Source organism: Corynebacterium sp. ZY180755, assembly GCF_054331495.1.
On sequence record NZ_JBTGLF010000002.1, the window covers coordinates 14,166 to 32,545 of the forward strand.

Genomic DNA, 18,380 nt, shown 5'->3' on the forward strand with positions numbered 1-18,380 from the left:
GCTAGCTGTGATGTCCAGGGACGTTGTTGAGTCGGTCGAAGGGTACGCCGCCAATCGCAGAGTGGTGTCGGTGGTGGTTGTAGAAGTGGAGCCAGCCGGGCAGCGCCAGGCGTCGTTCGGCCTCTGAACCGTAAAACCTGGCATAGGCCCAGCCGTCCCCGAGCGTGCGGTGGAATCGCTCGATCTTCCCGTTCGTCTGCGGCCGGTAGGGGCGTGTCCGCTTGTGTCGGATGCCGAGCCGAGCGCAGAAGTCCCTCCATGCGTGGGATCTGTATGCCGACCCGTTGTCGGATAGGACTCGCTCGACGGTCACGCCTCGTTCGGCGAACCAGGCCACGGCGCGTTCGAGAACTCCCACCGCTGTGCTCGCCTGCTCATCCGACCAGATTTCTGCGTATGCGACGCGGGAGTGGTCATCGATGACTGTGTGAACGAACGCCGTCCCGGTGCGCGGCTTGTGATCTTTTCCTCGTGGTAATCCCGGAGTCGCGAGCTTGTTCCGTGCGCCTTGCTGCCGACCTACGTAACGATGTCCACCGCCGTCGGGGATGTTGCCGAACTTCGTGACATCGACATGAATCAACGATCCCGGATGAGGATGCTCATATCGCCGCAATGGCTCGCCAGTGACACGATCGATATGCGAGAGGCGGTTCACGCGGCAACGGACGAGGACCGCGTGAACAGTCGACGTCGAGAGACCAAGTCGCGCAGCGATCTGGGCTGGCCCCAGTCGAAGCCGCCAGCGCAGGTTGATGATCTTCTTCTTGACATGCTCGGGCGTCCTGCCTGGGATCCGGTGCGGCTTGCTGGAGCGATCCTGCATCCCAAACTCACCCTCTTCCCGGTAGCGGCCTGCCCATTTCCGGGCAGTGATCGGGGAGACCATGAACATCTTTGCGGCGATCGTGGCCGGATAGCCGTCTTCGACAATCAGCCGAGCTAACCGGAGACGGGCACGAGGAGTGAGAAGAGCGTTCGGATGGGTCATCAATTGGCCTCCGCCGCGGTCTTCGTAAGCGCGCGTCTGGTGAGAAGCATGATGACGAGAGCGATCGCTGTCAGCACCGAAGCGACCCAAACCGGCGCGAGCAGCCCCAGCCCGGTCGCGAGCCCGAGCGCACCAAGCACGGGCCCCGCTGCAGCTCCGATATTCAATGCTGCGGTTGCGTACGAACCGCCCATCGTTGGCGCACCCGATGCTGCATACAGCACACGCGTGATCAGAGTACTGCCGACGCCGAACGACAGGAATCCCTGAACGAGGACGAGGACGATAAGCGCAACGGGATGAGATGCGACCACTGCCAACACGATCCAGCCTGTCAGCAATAGCGGTCCGCCGACTGCGAGCACGAGGCCAGGTCGTTGATCTGATAGTCGTCCTGCGATCGTGACGCCAAGGAACGATCCGATGCCGAACATCACCAGCGCGACGGACACCCACGCTTCGGCCAAGCCCGCGGTCTCGGTCACGATGGGTGCCAGGAAGGTGAATGCCGCAAAGGTCCCTCCGTTGATCAGCGCTCCGAGTGCCATGGCCAGGATGAGCCGCGGCGTCGCCAACTGGCTGAGCTCGACACGGAGCCTTGGTGAGGTCGCGCTAGTCTCGCTCCGACCAACATTGTTCGTGACGCCACGAATGACTCCAACGGCCGCGGGAATACAGAGGATGGCGATCGCCCAGAACGTCGTTCGCCAGCCCAGCGCTGTGCCGAGCAGTGCCCCGGCGGGGACGCCCACGACGGTTGCGATCGTCGTGCCGGAGAGCAGGATCGACAGTGCACGCCCCTTCTGGTTCGCTGGCACGAGGGTAGTGGCCGTGCTCAGTGCTACGGCGAGGAATCCTGCGTTTGCGAGAGCGCTGAGCACCCGGGTGATGAGCAGGAGAGAGAACACTGGTGTCATCGCTCCGATGACGTGGCTTCCCGCGAACACGAGAAGGCAAACGATCAATGTGAGCCGCGGTGGCCAACGGCGAGCGAATGCCGCCATCACTGGCGCGCCGACGACCATACCGACTGCGAATGCGGAGGTCAGCAGGCCCGCAGTGCCGACCGAGACGTCAAGTCCGGTCGCGATCGCGGGGAGCAATCCCGCGAGCATGAATTCTGAAGTGCCCATGACGAAGACCGCCAGGGCAAGCATGTAGAGGGCAAAAGGCATCGAGTACTCCGAGGTGTGAGATCAAGAAATGGTTCTTCTTGTCACCACGGCCAGCGCCCCGGGTACGCCAGACATACGCCCACACAGATCGTGGGCGTCGTAACTAGTGGTTCAAGGGGCTGGCGGTGTGACCGACAACCCCTGACCTGTCTGATTCGGGACTCGACATGCCCCAAACTCTAACATGCCTTCAATGGCAAGCGGTCTGGACAGATACTTCTTGAATCGGCACGGTGTCATTACGGGCGGGGGCCAGAACAACGTCCCTGGACATCACACCTAGACGGCGTGGCGGATGTCCTCTGAGTGGGCAGAGACGGTACATCGTGGCCCGCTTGTCTGCCGGGTGAACCGGTCATAGCCATCAGGATGCGAAATGAGCCCCACACCAAATCCCGCACCGGTCATCGTCACCGGGGATGACCTGGTCTCATTGGTTGGAGCTTATCTTCGCGAAGCAGCTACGTACCGTGCCCAGAGTTACTCGGGTTGTGGTCGGTGATACTCGACTTGTGTACTACGAACCGCAGGACCAGACCCCCGCCAGTGGAGCGAAGGCGGAGTGGGTCCAGACCAGCTTGTTCCAGGGCGGATTCGAAGGCATCGGCCTCGATGAGGCGGTGCGGGGAGCCATCGACCCGGTGAAGCCAGCCCGCGACGCGCGAGGAGAGCAGGTCATATCCCACGAACAACCCGCCTGGGCGCAGGACCCGAGCCACCTCAGCCACCGCCTGCTCCCACTCGACCACGTGATGGAGCATGAGAAAGCTCACCACCATGTCGAAGGACTCGTCTGCAAAGGGCAGGGCAGTGGCATCAGCCTGACGTGCCTCAATGGGCAGTCCTGCGAGGGATCGCTGCGCGGCCTGGACCATGGCCGGATCGACGTCGGTCGTTGTGAGGTTCACCTGCCCGTGGGAGTGGATGATTGCTTCAGCCATCGCTCCGCTGCCACCGCCGATCTCCAGAACGCGTCCAGCGAGGGAGCAGTCCTGAGTCGCCCAGGGAATCATCCTCGGGGCTAGAAAATGCCACAGTGCACTGCGGCAGAACAACGCTTCTGCGGTCGACATCCGGGGCATGGCTTCCTCGTATCTACGGGGCAGTCTGAGATCAGTTCAGCTGGCGGTGATCCGGTACTGGCTGAAACGACTTTCGTAACACGACCTAGTGCACGGTAAAGGGTGGCGCGGCTGACACCGAGGCCCTTGGCGATGGCGACTTTGGATTCACCGGCTCCGCCCCGCTTTGCAACAGCACCGTAAAAATCAATAACCCCGGTGATATACGTCTAAAACGCAGGGATCATTCCGGGGCCTTCGTTTTTAAGTGTAACACTAGTCAGTATGTCATCCAAGAATATTGAGGCAACCGATCTTGAAGCGTGGTTTTCATCCGAACGTATGAAAACCTACAGCTTCCACTCGGATCCTGAAGCTCTCTACCTGTGGAATACCCATGTGACTAAGGCTTTCCTAGAGGATATTCAACATGTAGAGGTGTTATTGCGTAACTGTGTTCATACTGTGGTTTCCTCAAAATATGGACAGCGTTGGTACATCCATCCCGCTATTCCCTTTGACCAGCAAGCTAAGAAGTCTATTAATAAAGCAGAACGGCGTGCTGGGATTACCAAAGGGCAAGCACCGCCACCCGGGCGAGTTATTGCTGAGCTGAGCTTTGATTTCTGGGCGTATCTTTTTACCAATACATACGCGTCGACGATCTGGCCCTTGGTCAAAAAGTCTCTTGTGGCTACGCCGGCTTCTAAAGGGGACGGAATCTTTGTACCTTCCCTGACCGATTTCAAGCGTGAGGTTGATGAGGTCTATAAACTGCGCAACCGATGCGCCCATCACGAGCCAATTATTAAGCAGAACAGACAGAGAGAAAATAATCGCCTTGATCGAGCACAGAAAGCTATCATCCTTTTAACCACGTGGATCGATCCAGCAGCGTCAGCGTGGATTTCTACCCATTCCAGAATCACTGATCTGAGGAACACTAGGCCGTAAACTGGCCTCCATATCGGGTAGAGAAATTGATAGCACGAAGGAGCTCCCGTCCGACGAGGGCGAAGGCCCTTCGGAACTGGTGCACATTTAGGTGGCAGATGGTGTCTGCACTTGGGATGAGCGTTCGATATTGATTTCTCCAGAGAGACCTACCCAGAATGATGAAAGGTTTCTCAGATTAAACGCGACATGTAGGGTACACCCTAAAGTTACAGTGAAGTTTCCAGGTTGCGTGCTGTAAACCTAAGCGGGTTCCCACATTTCGTTACAGCTGTATGGTTAAGTTATTAACTTAGCGATACTATTTGATGGGGATGAGGGCGCATGGCTGGCAATGGGCAACGAGTGGGGTACGTGCGCGTGTCCACAATGGAGCAAAACGACCAACGTCAGCATGAGTTGCTTAATGCTTCCGGTCCGATTGACCTCTTCTTTGAAGACAAGATTTCAGGCCGCACTCGTGCAACCCGTCCCGGCCTTGCCGAATGCATGACCTACGTGCGTGATGGTGATGAACTCGTTGTCTCGTCGATTGACCGCCTTGCCCGCTCGCTAGCAGACTTGCGCGCTCTGGTCGATGAACTCACCGCGAAAGGCGTGACAGTGACGTTTCTGCATGAGCATCTATCGTTTTCAAAAAACAGCAGTGACCCGCGCGCGGATTTGATGCTCGGCATCCTTGGTAGCTTCGCGGAGTTTGAACGCGCCATTATTCGCGAGCGCCAAGCCGAAGGCATTGCTCTGGCGAAAAAGGCCGGCAAGTACAAAGGCCGTAAACGCGCCCTGACCCCCGACCAGGTGGCTGAGGCAAAAGAGCGTGTAGCGGCAGGGGAGTCGAAAGCATCCATTGCTCGCGATTTCGGGATTACTCGCCCAACCTTGTACCGAGCACTCGACGATTAAGGAACCGACAGGCTTAGGCCTAAAAGGGGTGTCGGGGGTGGGTTGCTAGTGTTTGAGATGGTCCACAAACATTCCGTGCTTTAGGTGTGGGGTGGGTGTGGCTTCCTCGTCGGTGCGCGGTAGGTCCGCGCGTTCACGTGGGCTGTTTCCGTGCGCCTTGTTAGGCGAGGGAACGACCCTACGACGTCAGGGAGGTGACCAATGGGTAGACACTCATTGGAAACGCCCGGTCACAAAAGAAAAGACCTTGACACCACGAAGAAGCTTGGATGGCTCGATGTGGCAATCAAGGTCATAACACTTGTGACCGTAACGGTGAAGCTCATTGCGGTGATGCTTCACTTGGGCCTTTAGGTCCGATAACCTCAACCGACTTGGACCTCGGTTGGGGTTATTTTTATTGTCCCAGCTTAGCTGCGCGCGGCAATCAAACTGTTCACCTTTAGTCTAAGCACTACACGAAGTAGCTGCAAGTAGCACGAAGTAGCTGCGAGTAGCACGAAGTAGCTACAAGCGTCATATGGTTCGCCTTTCAACAACAAACCACGGTTGCGTGGTTGTCTGTTTGCACAAGCGTCTATTTCTGCGCCAATGTGGCCTTTTGCCCACTAGGTCTTGGCCTTTCCGGCCCACGCCTAATTTTCTTTGGTACATTTGCAGTAAACGTGCTTCCGCACTCCGTGCGGGGGCGTGCCAGGGGCGAAAGGAGGCTGCGGGACGTGCTGACCATCGCGAAGATGCACGGTGAATCCGTGGCCTACTATGAGTCCACTGTCGAGGAAGACAAGGACGAAAATCTCGGCCCGGACGGCTACTACTCCGAGGACGGAACCAAGCCGGCGGAGGCATGGGTCAACGCGCGTACCGATGCCCAAGCGGCGGCGGTCGCGGAGGCGCTCGGGGTTGCCGAGGGCGAGCAGATTCTTGGTGAGAATGTGCGGGCGTGGTTCAACAAAGCTATCGCTCCGTCGGGTGTGAAACTGGGGCGTGCGCCGAAAGAATCGGGAGTGCCAGGCTTTGACTTAACGTTTTGCGCGCCAAAGAGCGTGTCCATGTTGTGGGGGTTGACCGACGATGCGGCGGTGCGTCGAGCCGTTGATGAAGCGCACGCCGAAGCAGTCGGAAAAGCACTGTCCTATCTGTCGGAGCACGCGGGCTATACGCGCCGTGCCGATGAGGGTGATTCGTCGCTGATGATCATCGATCGCGTCGAGGCTTTAAGCGGCGTGAAGTACGAGCATCGGACGAGCCGCGCGGGCGATCCGCACGTCCACTCACACGTTCTATTAGCCAACAAGCAGCGATGTTCTGACGGGAAGTGGCGCACACTAGATGGAGTCAGCCTTTATCACGAGGCGCGCGCAGCGGGCATGGTTTACCAAGCCATACTGCGCGAGCGCCTAGCCGCGTCGCTGGGCGTTGAGTGGGGCGAGACGGTCAACGGGTGCGCGGAGATGCGCGGGCTGGAAGACCGTGCACTCATTGAGGCGTTTTCGACTCGCGCACGCGAAATCGACCAGTGGCGCGCAGTCAATGGCCTTGATGCCAACACGCAGATGGCGCGCATCGGGCAGAAGAAAACCCGCCAGACTAAAGACCTCGACACTACCCTTAACGAGCTTGAGGCCAACTGGCGGCAGCGCCCGGCCGGCCACACGGTCCGCGAGAATATTGCAGACATTCGCCCGCGTACCGAGCTTGCTGAGCGCACGCACGAGCGCCCAGGACTGCCGACAATCGCCGAGATTATTGAGGCGGTGACGGAGGAACGCTCGACGTTTACGCGCGCCGATGTCGTAGAGAAAACCGCCGAACTTATCCCCGTCGGAGCCGTCGAGACCGAGAAGATACTCGCCACCGTGGAGGAACTCACGGAGCAGGTTTTCCGCGATGGTGCGGCCTGGACTGTCACCCCAGATAAGTCGCGCGTGTGGGATAAAGCCGCCCGCGAAGGCTCCCAACGCTTTACCTCCCAGGGCGTGGTCGATGAAGTCAATCGCGGCATCGATCTGGCCTGCGCAGTCACCAACGCTGGCGTTGATGCATCCTCCATTCGCGAGCGTCCCGGCACGCTGTCTACCTCGCAGGCCGAGGCCATGCGCGCGGTGGTGTCCTCGCGTTACCGCTCCAGTGTGCTTATCGCGCCTGCCGGAGCCGGTAAGACCTCCTCGCTTAAGGCCGCGCGCAGCGCGTGGGAGAACGCCGGGAAACAGGTTATTGGTCTAGCACCTACCGGCAAGGCGGCGGACGTGATGGTTGCCGAAGATGTGGCCCATGAGTCCATGACACTAGCGCGCGCCCTGCGACAAGCAGGCGACCTTGACGCGTGCGGCGCAGCCGCCCAGTTGGGCTGGGATAACCAGACTGTCGTGGTCGTGGACGAGGCTGGAATGGTCGCCACCCCGGACATCGTGCGCATCTTAGACATCGCCCAGGCTGCTGATGCCCGCGTGGTCTTCGTCGGCGACCCGTACCAGTACAGTGCGGTGAAATCGCGCGGTGGCATGCTCGCCACCCTGGCCCACGAGCTGCCCGATGCCGCAGAGCTCACGGAAGTCTTCCGCCAGTCCGATGCGGCTGAGCGTGAAGCCTCGAAGCGTTTGCGTACTGGCGAGCCTGCCGATGTTGAGCGTGCCGCTGACTTCTACGCCGAGGCCGGACGCTTGTCCGCAGGTTCAGTGACCGCCATGATGAACGATGCCTTGTCGGACTGGAAGAAGGATGTGCTGTGGGGCAGACAATCCCTGCTCGTGGCATCGAATCGCGACTACGTGGACGCGCTGAATGCCGCCGCCCAGAAACACATGGCTGAACTCGGCAATCTGGACTTGTCCGAATCCGTGCCGGTATCCGGCGGGCACTTCGTACACGTCGGTGACACTATCTTGACTCGCCGCAACGACTACGACCTGACCACCAGTGCCGGTGACGTGGTGCGCAACGGACAACGCTGGGAGGTCGAAGAAATCGACGCTGAAGGCAATATCCGCGCACGCCGGTGTGACGATACAAACGCCACAGTGACGCTACCGCCCGCTTACCTGCGTGAACATACCCAACTGGGTTATGCGTCTACCGGCCATTCTGCCCAGGGTGCGACCGTCGATATAGCGCGCGTTGTCGCCGAAGTAGGCCAGATTGATCGCGCCGGTGTCTACGTCCCGCTGACACGCGGACGTTATGTGAACTGCCTCTACATGACCGAGACCATGCCGGGAGATGGCGATACCGGACACGGGGCCAACACCCCAGTCGAGCGACGCGAGTCCACCGACTACGCCCGCGACCTCCTTATCCAGGCCGCGACCCGCAACACCGGCGACATCACCCCGCACGAGCTGCACCGAAAGACCCGCGCCGACTGGTTCATCGCCCGTCTATCGCACCGACTCCCGCAGGCCGACCCATTCGCCAATACCCGCATGGGCGAGGTTGCCCAGCACCGCACGCAGGCCCGGATGGAGCGCTTTAACGACTTCCATGCAGAAGCACAGCAAGCCGCCGAGCGCAGGAAGCGATTGGCAGGCATTGACCCCAAGGCTGTGCTGCGCCAGCGCACCCGTGACAAGTGGACGGCTCTGGATAACCGCTTGACAGAACTAGGAAATCTCCGCGATGAGCTGAAGGGACAGCGCGCTGAGCTCAACGAGTACCGCCTGACACTTTCCAATCAAGAACGCGATGCCCAAAGCAAAGTCAACGAGGCCACGAGGGAAATCGAGTACGCAGAACGCGCCCGCGACAACCGCGGCTGGCTGAAGAAGCTGTTTGACCCGGAGGCCGGCAACGACACCATCGCCGAATGGACGAGCGCCCGTGATAAGCGCCAGCAGGAACTCGACGAGCTTCGCCAGCGCAAGGAAGCAATTGAAGCCGAAACAACCCAGATCGAAGACAAGCTCGCCGACATCGAGCGCGAAGCAAGACCGATGGAGAAAGAGCACGCCTTGCTCTGCCTCTACGGTGAAATCGTCGATCCACTCGTGTGGAAGATGGTCGCCCCGCAAGAAGAGACCGAACAGACCCGCCTCGAAGACGAAGCCATTAACGAATGGCTCGGCAAAGACGGCACACGCGCCAACTTCAAAGCCGGACACTCCACCTTTGAAACGGGCGAGTTGACCAACTCCTACGACATCGTTGTCGAGAACGGAATGGAACTCTAACCCCAAGTGAACTGCCTAAACGGTTGACATTAACGCCTTAACGTTTTAACGTTAGCGTCATGACGTTAAAACGTTAACGTTTTAACGCTAAGACGTTTATGCCGAAAGAAAGTAGCAGTGACATGCGCATATCCTTCGTCCACACCAAAGGAGGTGTGGGCAAAACAACGAACACCATCATGCTGGCGACCGCCGCAGCGCGCCGAGGTATCGACGTTGAAGTCCTCGACGCCGACCCCCAAGGCTCAGCAACGCGATGGGCAGAAGTCGCATCCATGCGAGAAGACAAACTCGAGTTTTCGGTCCGAAGCGTCGACGCGCGCCGCCTTCAACGCTTCCCGGCATCGGACGGTTGGCAGATCGTCGATACCCCGCCTGGCACCGCCGACGAGATTCAAGCAGCTATCGATACCGCTGACTTAATCATTGTTCCGACCCACGCCGCGCCTCTCGATATCGATCGTGTTTGGCCGACGCTTGAAACCGTCGCCCACCGACCGCACGGAGTCCTCCTGTCCGGAGTCCTCCAACACCGTCGCCTCTACCGCGAGACGCGCGAACTCTTCGAGGCTCAGGGAGTCTCGACGTTCTACAGCGTCGTCCCGGAGCGCGAAGAAATTAAGACCTACTTCGGCACCAATCCCGAAGAGCTCTACACCTTCACCGATATCTGCGAAGAAATACTAGGCATCGAGGAGATGGACTAATGGCAACAAAGAAAAACAGCCTCGCCGACACCATGCGACCGAGTATGAGCGCGGGGAAGAAAAAGGTCACCGTCGAAGACACGCTGCGCCCCGGAACCTCCGAGCTTTCCCGACGCACCACCGTCTACTTCACTGAAGAAACGGCCAAAGAACTCAAGATCGCAGCCATCGAAGACGGAACCAACATGTCACAGATCGTCGAAGATCTGGTTGCGGACTGGCTGGTCAATCGCAGCCGTGAACAGCGGAAATAGCAATAACGTTAAAACGTTAACGTTATAGCGTTAGCGTTTGGACGTTATAACGTTGTTAGTGCGAGGGGCGTAAAACCGTTCAAGTTGTGGGCGGCGAAGAACCGTTTATTCTGGTGGTAGTCAGTAGTGCTGGCGAGGGGCTTAACCCTCTCCCGGAAAGCTCTATTGCCCCGCTGGCTTAGAAGGTCGCCGATCCCCCCATTACGTTGTTAGCAGTTCCACCCCAGGGCACCGAAGATTCATAGTCCGTCCACCCGAGTGGGCGGGCTATGTTTATGTCCGTTCCCGCCGTCCGAAAGGACAGTGGAACTAGTCGCTGGCTTCGGTATGGCTTATTCCTGTCCCTGTTAAGAAAATGATCCGGGGGGTGATGCCGCCGAAGACAGTGACATACTCAAACTGCTAATAGGAACCTGACCCGGCCCAGGCGGCACGAGGTCTCACAGTAATGTGGATGCCAGCGCAAGTATGTCCGACCACCCAGCGATGAAGCTCATCTATTCAACTCCCTTTTCATCGCTAGGAGGCACCAACTCATGGCCTATGACTTCGTCATTGGAATGGACGTCGGCAAATACTTCCACCACGCCTGCGTCCTCGATCTCCAGGGCCGACAAGTCCTATCCAAACGCATCAACTGAAGCGTCCTGGGGAAATTGTCTTGTGGGTAAATATGCGCACGCGTGATGGTAAATATGCGCACGCGTGATGGTAAATATGCGCACGCTTGTGGGTAAATATGCGCACGCTTTTTTGCTTTGTGGGTAAATCTGCGCACCCGTATGGGTAAATCAGCGCAGGGCGAAAACGCGCATTAAGTGTGTCACCAGGGGCGAATTACCGTGGTGTGATTTACTGTCAAGAAAGACCGAAAACGAAGAAAGCCACCGGGTTGCCGCCCAGTGACTTTCGCTTATCACCCAGTCGCCACTGGGAGAAAGCATGACTGTGAGTTTACCCAATCGTGTAGATTCTGCACACATTGAGACGCGCTACCGCGTCGACCGCGACAGCGCGGGCCTTGACGATACGCCCGCGAGCACGACAGACCGCGATTTTCTTCTCGCACATTTAGGCCGCGACGTCCTCCACGGTTCAGTTACGCGCGACTTTAAAAAGGCTTACCGCCGCAATAAAGCCGGCGAGGTCTCGCCGCGTATGTACCGCACCGACTCCGAGGCCCTTGGTAAATGCGAGTACGTCAAGCTCACGAGCAAGCAATACGCCGCAGTCCTCGTCGTAGATATAGACCAGCCGGGAGAAGCCGGAGGACATCCCGCAGACCTGGCCTTGTACGTGCGCAACGTCGTGCGGGTGCTTGTCGAGCACAACATCGGCCCAGCCTGGGTGGGAGTGAACCCCATAAGCGGAAAAGGGCAGTTTATCTGGCTCATTGACCCCGTTTACGCGGATGCTTCGGGTAAGTCTTCGCAGATGAAGCTCCTAGCTGCGACCACGCACACCCTAGGCGAGCTGCTCGGCCACGATCCCCATTTTGCTCACGGCTTTAGCCGCAATCCGTTCTACACCGGTAAATCTCCGTCAGCTTATCGTTGGTATAGGCAACACAATCGCGTGATGCGTCTAGGTGACTTGATAAGGCAGGTGAGGGATTTGTCCGGGACAGACCAGTACGAGGCTGCACCACGCCAGCAATTTAAGTCAGGACGGGAACTCATTAACGCGGTGAAAACCCGTCGTGAAGAGGCACAAGCGTTTAAGACACTGGCGCAGGACGTGGACGCGGAAGTCTCTGCTGAACTCGACCAGTACGACCCGGAGCTCATTGACGGTGTGCGCGTGCTCTGGATTACCGAGGGCACCGCCGCCCGCGACGAGACCGCGTTCCGCCACGCCCTTAAGACTGGCCACAGGCTCCGCGCCGCCGGCCAACGACTCACGGATGCAGCCATCATCGACGCCTACGAGCACGCCTACAACGTCGCACAGACCCACGGCGGCGCAGGCCGAGACAACGAGATGCCACCTATGCGCGACCGTCAGACTATGGCACGACGAGTCCGCGGTTACGTGACACAATCCAAGAGCACGGCCTCCATGGGGTCGAGTGCGCCTGGAAAGGCAACCAGCAGCGAGCGCAAAGCTTTGGCCACCATGGGACGCAGAGGCGGGCAAAAGGCTGCACAACGCTGGAAAACAGACCCACACGGGGAATATGCACAAACAGAGCGTAAGAAACTCCATGCTGCAAACGCCCTTCGCCAGAGTCGTGGAAAAGGTACCCGAGGTCGCGTGTTAGCTACAGCAATGGATATTTTGACCCAGACAGGAAAACTTCCGTCAGGGCGAACTGTAGGTCAGGAGCTAGGCATCACCCGGCAACAGGCGAATCGGCATTTGAAAGCTTTACGGGAAGCTGGCCTTATTTAATTAAAAGTGGAACATGCCGTAAGCAATATACGGTTCCCCTGCCGTTAGGCAGTTATATAAACCTCACTTGAAGAAAACCTTGAGGGAGCAGGGCAGCTTATATGCTTTTAACATGACTTCCTCTGCTCTCCTAGACCGCGCAACCATTCGCCATAACCTCACCGAATTCAAAGTGCGCTGGCTTGCCCACATTGAGGAATGGAAAGCAGAAAATCGACCGGCCACTGAATCAAGCCATGACCAACAATTCTGGGGCGACCTCCTAGATTGCTTCGGTATTAACGCCCGCGATCTTTACCTGTACCAGCGCAGCGCGAAACGAGCATCGACCGGACGCACGGGCAAAATCGACTTGTTTATGCCTGGCAAAGTCATCGGCGAAGCAAAATCTCTCGGGGTCGATCTCGACAATGCGCACAACCAGGCGCTGGACTATTTGTTGGGCGGCACCATCCCGAACTCACAAATGCCGGCCTATGTCCTCTGCTCCAACTTCGAGACTCTGCGCATCACCCGCCTTAACCGCGAGTATGTCGGAGACTCTGCAGAATGGGACGTTACCTTCGACCTGGACGAAATCGACGAGCATCTGGAACAACTCGTGTTCCTGGCGGACTATGAGACCTCGGCCTATCACGAGGAAGAGCAAGCCTCTTTGGAGGCCTCACGCCTGATGGTCGAGCTGTTCCGCGCCATGAACGGCGACGAGGCAGACGAAGCCGTGGGCGATGAAGCCCCAACCACTCCGGAGGAAGAAGACGAAAGGGTCATGCGCACCTCGGTCTACCTAACGCGCATCCTCTTCCTCCTTTTCGGCGACGATGCAGGCCTGTGGGACACCCCGCACCTGTTTACGACGTTCGTGCGCAACGAAACCACCCCGGAATCTCTCGGACCTCAGCTCAACGAACTTTTCCGAGTCCTCAACACCCCGGAGGACAAGCGGCCTAAGCGCTTACCCGGCACCTTGGCGAAATTCCCCTACGTCAACGGCGCAATCTTCGCCGAGCAGCTCGACCCCGAATATTTCGACTACGCCATGCGCGAAGCCCTGCTCAACGCCTGCGACTTCGACTGGTCAAAAATCGACGTGTCCGTCTTCGGCTCACTGTTCCAGCTGGTTAAGTCGAAAGAAGCCCGCCGTGGCGATGGTGAGCACTACACCTCGAAGACCAACATCCTCAAGACCATCGGACCGCTCTTCCTCGACGAGTTGCGTGCCCAGGCTGACAAGCTGGTCTCCAACCCCGCCACCCCGGTGCGCAAGTTAGAAGAATTCCGCGACTCACTGGCTGCCCATATTTTCTGCGACCCGGCCTGTGGTGCGGGAAACTTCCTGCTCACCGCCTATAAAGAACTGCGCCGTATTGAAACGGACCTTATCGTGGCTATCCGTCAGCGCCGTGGCGAGACGGGTATGTCGCTAAATATTGAGTGGGAGCAGAAACTGTCGATTGGGCAGTTCTACGGATTTGAGCTGAACTGGTGGCCGGCAAAGATTGCAGAGACGGCGATGTTCCTGGTGGATCATCAGGCGAATAAGGAGTTGGCGAATGCGGTGGGGCGTCCGCCGCAGCGTTTGCCTATTACGATTACCGCCCACATCGTCCACGGAAACGCTCTCGCCCTGGACTGGACGGAAGCGCTGCCCAAAGCAGTGGGGGAGACGTTTATCTTTGGCAACCCACCATTTATCGGTCAAGATACGCGCACAAAACAGCAGCTCGAGGAAATGAAAGCTGTATGGAGACGTAAAAACATCTCGAGATTGGACTACGTCACGTGTTGGCACATAAAAAGCCTTGACCTTTTCAGTACCCGTAACGGACGGTTCGCTTTCGTAACAACTAACTCGATTACCCAAGGCGAACAAGTGCCGCTTTTATTCGGCCCCATCTTCGCAGCAGGTTGGCGTATCCGCTTCGCCCATCGCACATTCTCATGGGATTCCGATGCTCCCGGTAAAGCCGCAGTCCACTGCGTCATCGTCGGTTTCGACCGTGCACACGAACCTCGCCCCCAGCTCTGGGATTACCCGAATGTCAGCAGTGCCCCCGTGGCTGTGCCTGTGGAGCGCGTGATTAATGCTTACCTCGTCGACGGCCCTAATGTCCTTGTCCAAAAGATGACTTCGCCCATCTCCTGCGAGATTAAACCCGCAGTTCTAGGCGCAATGGCAAAAGACGGAGGTGGCTTGATAGTTGAAGCCCAGGACGTGCAAGAAGCTCTGGACGATCCGATAGCGGCAAAGTACCTACGTCCGTACGTTGGCTCGCGAGAACTTGTTCGCGGCCTTAGTCGGTGGTGTCTCTGGATGGTCGATCTCGACCCCGCCGACGTTCAGGCAAGTGCTTTTCTGCGTTCACGAATTGAACAAGTACGCGCCTACAGAACAACGTCCTCGGCTCCTACTACGCGGGGCATGGCAAAGATTCCCCATCTTTTCGCACAACGTTATCGGCCACAAACAGATTTCCTTTGCGTTCCATCCGTTGTTAGCGAGAACCGGCCATACTTCACAGCTGCGGATATTGAGGAAGGAACAGTTGTCTCCAGCCTTGCGTTTGCGGTTGAAGATTCTGATAGGTCACAGTTCGCGTTGATTTCTTCGTCAATGTTCATTACTTGGCAAAAGATGATTGGAGGAAGGCTAGAATCTCGCCTGCGTTTTGCGAACACACTGACGTGGAACACGTTCCCCGTACCAGAACTCGATGAGAAGACGCGCAAGCGGATTATTAAGGCTGGGCAGAAAGTACTCGCCGCGCGCGCACTGCACCCGGAGCGTTCCCTCGCGGAGCACTACAACCCGCTGGCTATGACACCAGAACTGGTGAAGGCGCATGACGCGCTCGACCGGGAAGTGGATAAAGCAATGGGGGCGGCGCGCAAGCTCACTTCGGAGCGGCAGCGCCAGGAGCTACTGTTTGCCAATTACGCGAAACTCACCAACAACTAGCTCAATGCTTGTTCGAATAGGCCGCACTCATGTCGCGGGTGCGGTCTATTGTCGAGAACATGAGCTTCCTTACCGAGTACAACGCTGCCCGCGAGTTGTCCGTGATTGATGCGTCTGCGGCCAGACTTCGCTTACCTTTTAGTACTACTGGTGCAATTCGGTTTTGGTGGGGGGATTAACGCCGCCGGCTTCGGTTTTTCCGTTGAGGAGGTCGTTGACTACTTCCCGATGGTGAAATTGGTCGATGGTGCGGTGAAGAGGAACCAGTCACCTGGAAGAGATCGATCCAGTCGCTGGTGTGCAATCTGGGAGGTAGGGTCGCAGGGTCGATTCCTCGCGAGTGCAACCATGATTGTGTTTCTGAACGTGATGAAAACAACCCTGCCCTTCGGAGAATTTCCCTTATCCCGCGTCCCCGGGCAGTGAAAACGGTGTGCACCATCGCCTGAAAGGCTTTGCGCTGCTCTATCGGAATCTTCGGGTCACCCACCCGGCGGATCACTAAGATCCCCCCGTCAACGTTTGGCTGTGGCCGGAAAGCAGACCTTGGTACCCGGGAACCCAGGTGAAATGTGAACCATGGGGACCACTGAGCCGTCATCATCGTGCTTGCGCCTACCCCAGCCCGGCGGCGAGCGACTTCCCACTGCATGAGGAGTACAGCGTCAGTCCATGCCGGCGCATGCAGCAACTTTCGAAGAATGGCAGTGGTGAGATGAAAGGGAATATTTCCCACAATGACGCAGGGAGTGGCGGGTAAACGGAAGTTAAGGAAATCATCATGGACCACTTCGACCGCCGCCGAGGAGGTTTCTTGTGTGAGTTTGGCAGCTAGTTTTGCGTCCACTTCAACTGCCGTTATTGCCCTCCCCAAGTAGGCCATCGGGTGAGTGAGGGCACCGCTTCCTGGTCCGATCTCAATGATGGGGCCGGAGGTTTGTTTTACAAGGTCGATGATGGAGTTGATGATCTTGTGGTCGGTGAGAAAATTTTGGCCATGTTCGTGACGGCCGTGTCCGTATGCAGACATCAGGTGTGCTCCTTGGAGTTGAAAAGGAGCCGGGCATGACAAATGACCGCCCGGCTAAAGGACCGGAGAGGTTTTTAACCTACGGGGTAGGAAACCGCCTTAGCGGTTAGAGCGCAACCGCAAGAAAGCGGTACCTGAAATCAACATGGGCCTAATTATATCAATTTAATTTCGCGGGTGATACGCGGTGAAAAAGAAGACAACTGCGCCGCAACAGTGCAAGACATCTGCACCTGGACTGGAATTGTATTTGTCCTACCTTCGGCTCGTCGCGCCGCCACCGCTGGCGGATTTCGTCTCTGAGCAACGAGGGGGAGTTACCCTACCTCCGAGCGTTTTTAAAGTACACTACCCGCGCCATTAGCCAACGCCACCGAGTTAGCCAACGTACTGTTGGCCGCTGACAAGTTCCACCGAGTCCACCGAGGGGGATAGGGAGCGACCAGCGACGATTGAGTGGTACCGCGTTATCACCCCGCCGGGTGTTATGCCTACGCTCACCGCTCAATCGTCGCTGGTCGCATCTAACCCCCTTACCTCGCCACTGCGGCTTAAGGGACATTTCGTGTGGATAAATCTATTGGTTTTCCCGCGCCACGCTGGGATTTTCGTCCTGTTTGGTTTTTAGAAGGCTTCCAAACTGGGGTTTGGCGGAATCTCCACGGGATCAGGCCAAGGTTGTGGTAAAGGTCCGGCGCAGTGGTGCTAGGCCTTGGGAATGGCAAAGAAGAACCGGCCTATCTGCACGTTGTGCGGCCACGGGCTTATAAAAAATGGGAAAACCGCAGCCGGCACCCAACGCTGGATATGCCCAGCCTGCAAAGCCTCGTCGATCAACACACGCCCCACCACGCAAGAAAAGCGCCATTTCGCCATCTTCCTCGACTGGATCTTGTCCGGTGAATCCGCAGACCACCTCGCCACTCGCCTTGGGGTCAACCGTCGCACTCTGACCCGGTGGTTTCGCTTGATGTGGTTTATTACCGTCCCCACTGACACCGATCCGTATCGGGTCTATGACCAGGTCTTTATCGACGGAACCTACTTCCACAAGAAGTGCCTACTGGTGGCCTGTACGAAAGACCATGTCATTGCCTGGCATTGGTGTCTGAGGGAAAGCTCCAACGAATACCTCAAACTCCTCGACAAAATCGCCGAACCCCTCGTCGTGACCACTGACGGGTCAGGCGGTGCGCTCAAGGAGATCCACACAGCGTGGAAGAACGTACGGATTCAACGCTGCCTTGTCCACGTCCAACGCAACACGTTTACCGACATCAGCCGCAACCCCATATACCCAGCCCACAAAGCCATACGCCGCCTAGGCTACATGCTCACCAAGGTACGTACCCGCGATGATGCTGCCGCCTTTATCGCCGCAGTGCACCACACCCGCCTCACGTTTGGTGACTGGCTGAAACAACGCACCTATCGCAACACCGTTACGCCAGGTCAAGTGCCTAAATGGGTGGGTGAGAATCAGACATGGTGGTACACACACCGCAGCGCGCGAAGAGCGTTGCGGCGTTTAGAAAAGCTTGCTGCCAGCGGTGAACTGTTCGTATTCCTCGACCCACCCGACGGCGTAACCGCGGATTTAACCCGGGTTTTTCACTGGAAGTAGCGGGACACCGGCTGAAGAAATGAAGAAAGTGACCCTTGACCAGGTAAATTGGTAGTTGCTTAGACTCCAGACACCCAGGTCGAAAGGATCACCTTCAGGGTGAATACTACCAGCTTCCATATCGGCACCCCCGCACCTTCCCAACTGTGTTCGAACGCCGGACTC

General features: G+C 57.6%; 14 protein-coding genes and 1 pseudogene. 8 read left to right on the forward strand and 7 right to left on the reverse strand.

Features of this window, described 5'->3' with window-relative positions:
- Position 1: 1 nt before the first annotated feature.
- From ACXM2N_RS11575 to ACXM2N_RS11595, 5 genes are all read right to left on the reverse strand, one after another.
- A complete protein-coding gene (locus tag ACXM2N_RS11575; protein ID WP_167380529.1) occupies positions 2 to 991 on the reverse strand; it encodes an IS481-like element IS5564 family transposase in 990 nt (329 codons plus the stop codon).
- On the reverse strand, positions 991 to 2,166 hold the full coding sequence (cmx, locus tag ACXM2N_RS11580) for a chloramphenicol efflux MFS transporter Cmx (RefSeq protein WP_458491213.1): 1,176 nt from the start codon (positions 2,164 to 2,166) through the stop codon (positions 991 to 993). The genes ACXM2N_RS11575 and cmx overlap by 1 nt, the downstream gene beginning before the upstream one ends.
- A gap of 21 nt (positions 2,167 to 2,187) precedes the next feature.
- Positions 2,188 to 2,241, reverse strand: coding sequence for a chloramphenicol resistance leader peptide (locus tag ACXM2N_RS11585; protein ID WP_011113070.1), 54 nt, complete (start codon positions 2,239 to 2,241; stop codon positions 2,188 to 2,190).
- Between the two features lie 386 nt (positions 2,242 to 2,627).
- Positions 2,628 to 3,239 carry a class I SAM-dependent methyltransferase gene (locus ACXM2N_RS11590; RefSeq protein WP_198028689.1) on the reverse strand — a complete coding sequence of 204 codons (612 nt, stop codon included), beginning with the start codon at positions 3,237 to 3,239 and terminating at the stop codon, positions 2,628 to 2,630.
- Positions 3,188 to 3,451 (reverse strand): helix-turn-helix domain-containing protein, encoded by a 264-nt coding sequence (locus tag ACXM2N_RS11595; RefSeq protein WP_458491215.1) that lies wholly within the window; start codon positions 3,449 to 3,451, stop codon positions 3,188 to 3,190. Before ACXM2N_RS11595 ends, ACXM2N_RS11590 begins: the two co-directional genes overlap by 52 nt.
- 61 nt (positions 3,452 to 3,512) lie before the next feature.
- Here ACXM2N_RS11595 and ACXM2N_RS11600 point away from each other — a divergent pair, with 61 nt between their 5' ends.
- The 7 genes from ACXM2N_RS11600 to ACXM2N_RS11630 all read left to right on the forward strand — a co-directional run bounded on the left by ACXM2N_RS11600 (position 3,513) and on the right by ACXM2N_RS11630 (position 15,561).
- Positions 3,513 to 4,181, forward strand: coding sequence for an Abi family protein (locus ACXM2N_RS11600; protein WP_011867703.1), 669 nt, complete (start codon positions 3,513 to 3,515; stop codon positions 4,179 to 4,181).
- Between the two features lie 369 nt (positions 4,182 to 4,550).
- Positions 4,551 to 5,084: a recombinase family protein gene (locus ACXM2N_RS11605; protein ID WP_448898930.1), complete on the forward strand. Its 534-nt coding sequence runs from the start codon at positions 4,551 to 4,553 to the stop codon at positions 5,082 to 5,084.
- A 719-nt stretch (positions 5,085 to 5,803) separates the two neighbouring features.
- Positions 5,804 to 9,250 carry a MobF family relaxase gene (mobF, locus tag ACXM2N_RS11610; protein ID WP_458491196.1) on the forward strand — a complete coding sequence of 1,149 codons (3,447 nt, stop codon included), beginning with the start codon at positions 5,804 to 5,806 and terminating at the stop codon, positions 9,248 to 9,250.
- Between the two features lie 122 nt (positions 9,251 to 9,372).
- Positions 9,373 to 9,957 carry a nucleotide-binding protein gene (locus tag ACXM2N_RS11615; protein WP_458491198.1) on the forward strand — a complete coding sequence of 195 codons (585 nt, stop codon included), beginning with the start codon at positions 9,373 to 9,375 and terminating at the stop codon, positions 9,955 to 9,957.
- Positions 9,957 to 10,211, forward strand: a complete 255-nt coding sequence (locus ACXM2N_RS11620; RefSeq protein WP_208305326.1) for a plasmid partition protein ParG — start codon at positions 9,957 to 9,959, stop codon at positions 10,209 to 10,211. Before ACXM2N_RS11615 ends, ACXM2N_RS11620 begins: the two co-directional genes overlap by 1 nt.
- Positions 10,212 to 11,153: 942 nt before the next feature.
- Complete coding sequence (locus ACXM2N_RS11625) at positions 11,154 to 12,602, forward strand: replication initiation protein (RefSeq protein WP_257055617.1); 1,449 nt, start codon at positions 11,154 to 11,156, stop codon at positions 12,600 to 12,602.
- A gap of 112 nt (positions 12,603 to 12,714) precedes the next feature.
- Positions 12,715 to 15,561, forward strand: coding sequence for a DNA methyltransferase (locus ACXM2N_RS11630; protein WP_257055618.1), 2,847 nt, complete (start codon positions 12,715 to 12,717; stop codon positions 15,559 to 15,561).
- A 175-nt stretch (positions 15,562 to 15,736) separates the two neighbouring features.
- Here ACXM2N_RS11630 and ACXM2N_RS11635 read toward each other — a convergent pair whose 3' ends face one another.
- Positions 15,737 to 16,591 (reverse strand): 23S rRNA (adenine(2058)-N(6))-methyltransferase Erm(X), encoded by an 855-nt coding sequence (locus tag ACXM2N_RS11635; RefSeq protein ID WP_011152925.1) that lies wholly within the window; start codon positions 16,589 to 16,591, stop codon positions 15,737 to 15,739.
- Positions 16,592 to 16,690: 99 nt separating this feature from the next.
- On the reverse strand, positions 16,691 to 16,738 hold the full coding sequence (locus ACXM2N_RS11640) for an erythromycin resistance leader peptide (RefSeq protein ID WP_011152926.1): 48 nt from the start codon (positions 16,736 to 16,738) through the stop codon (positions 16,691 to 16,693).
- 571 nt (positions 16,739 to 17,309) lie between these two features.
- On the opposite strand from ACXM2N_RS11640, the pseudogene ACXM2N_RS11645 reads away from it, so the two are divergent.
- Positions 17,310 to 18,191, forward strand: a pseudogene (locus ACXM2N_RS11645) (IS1249 family transposase); the annotation flags it as partial.
- Positions 18,192 to 18,380 lie beyond the last annotated feature (189 nt).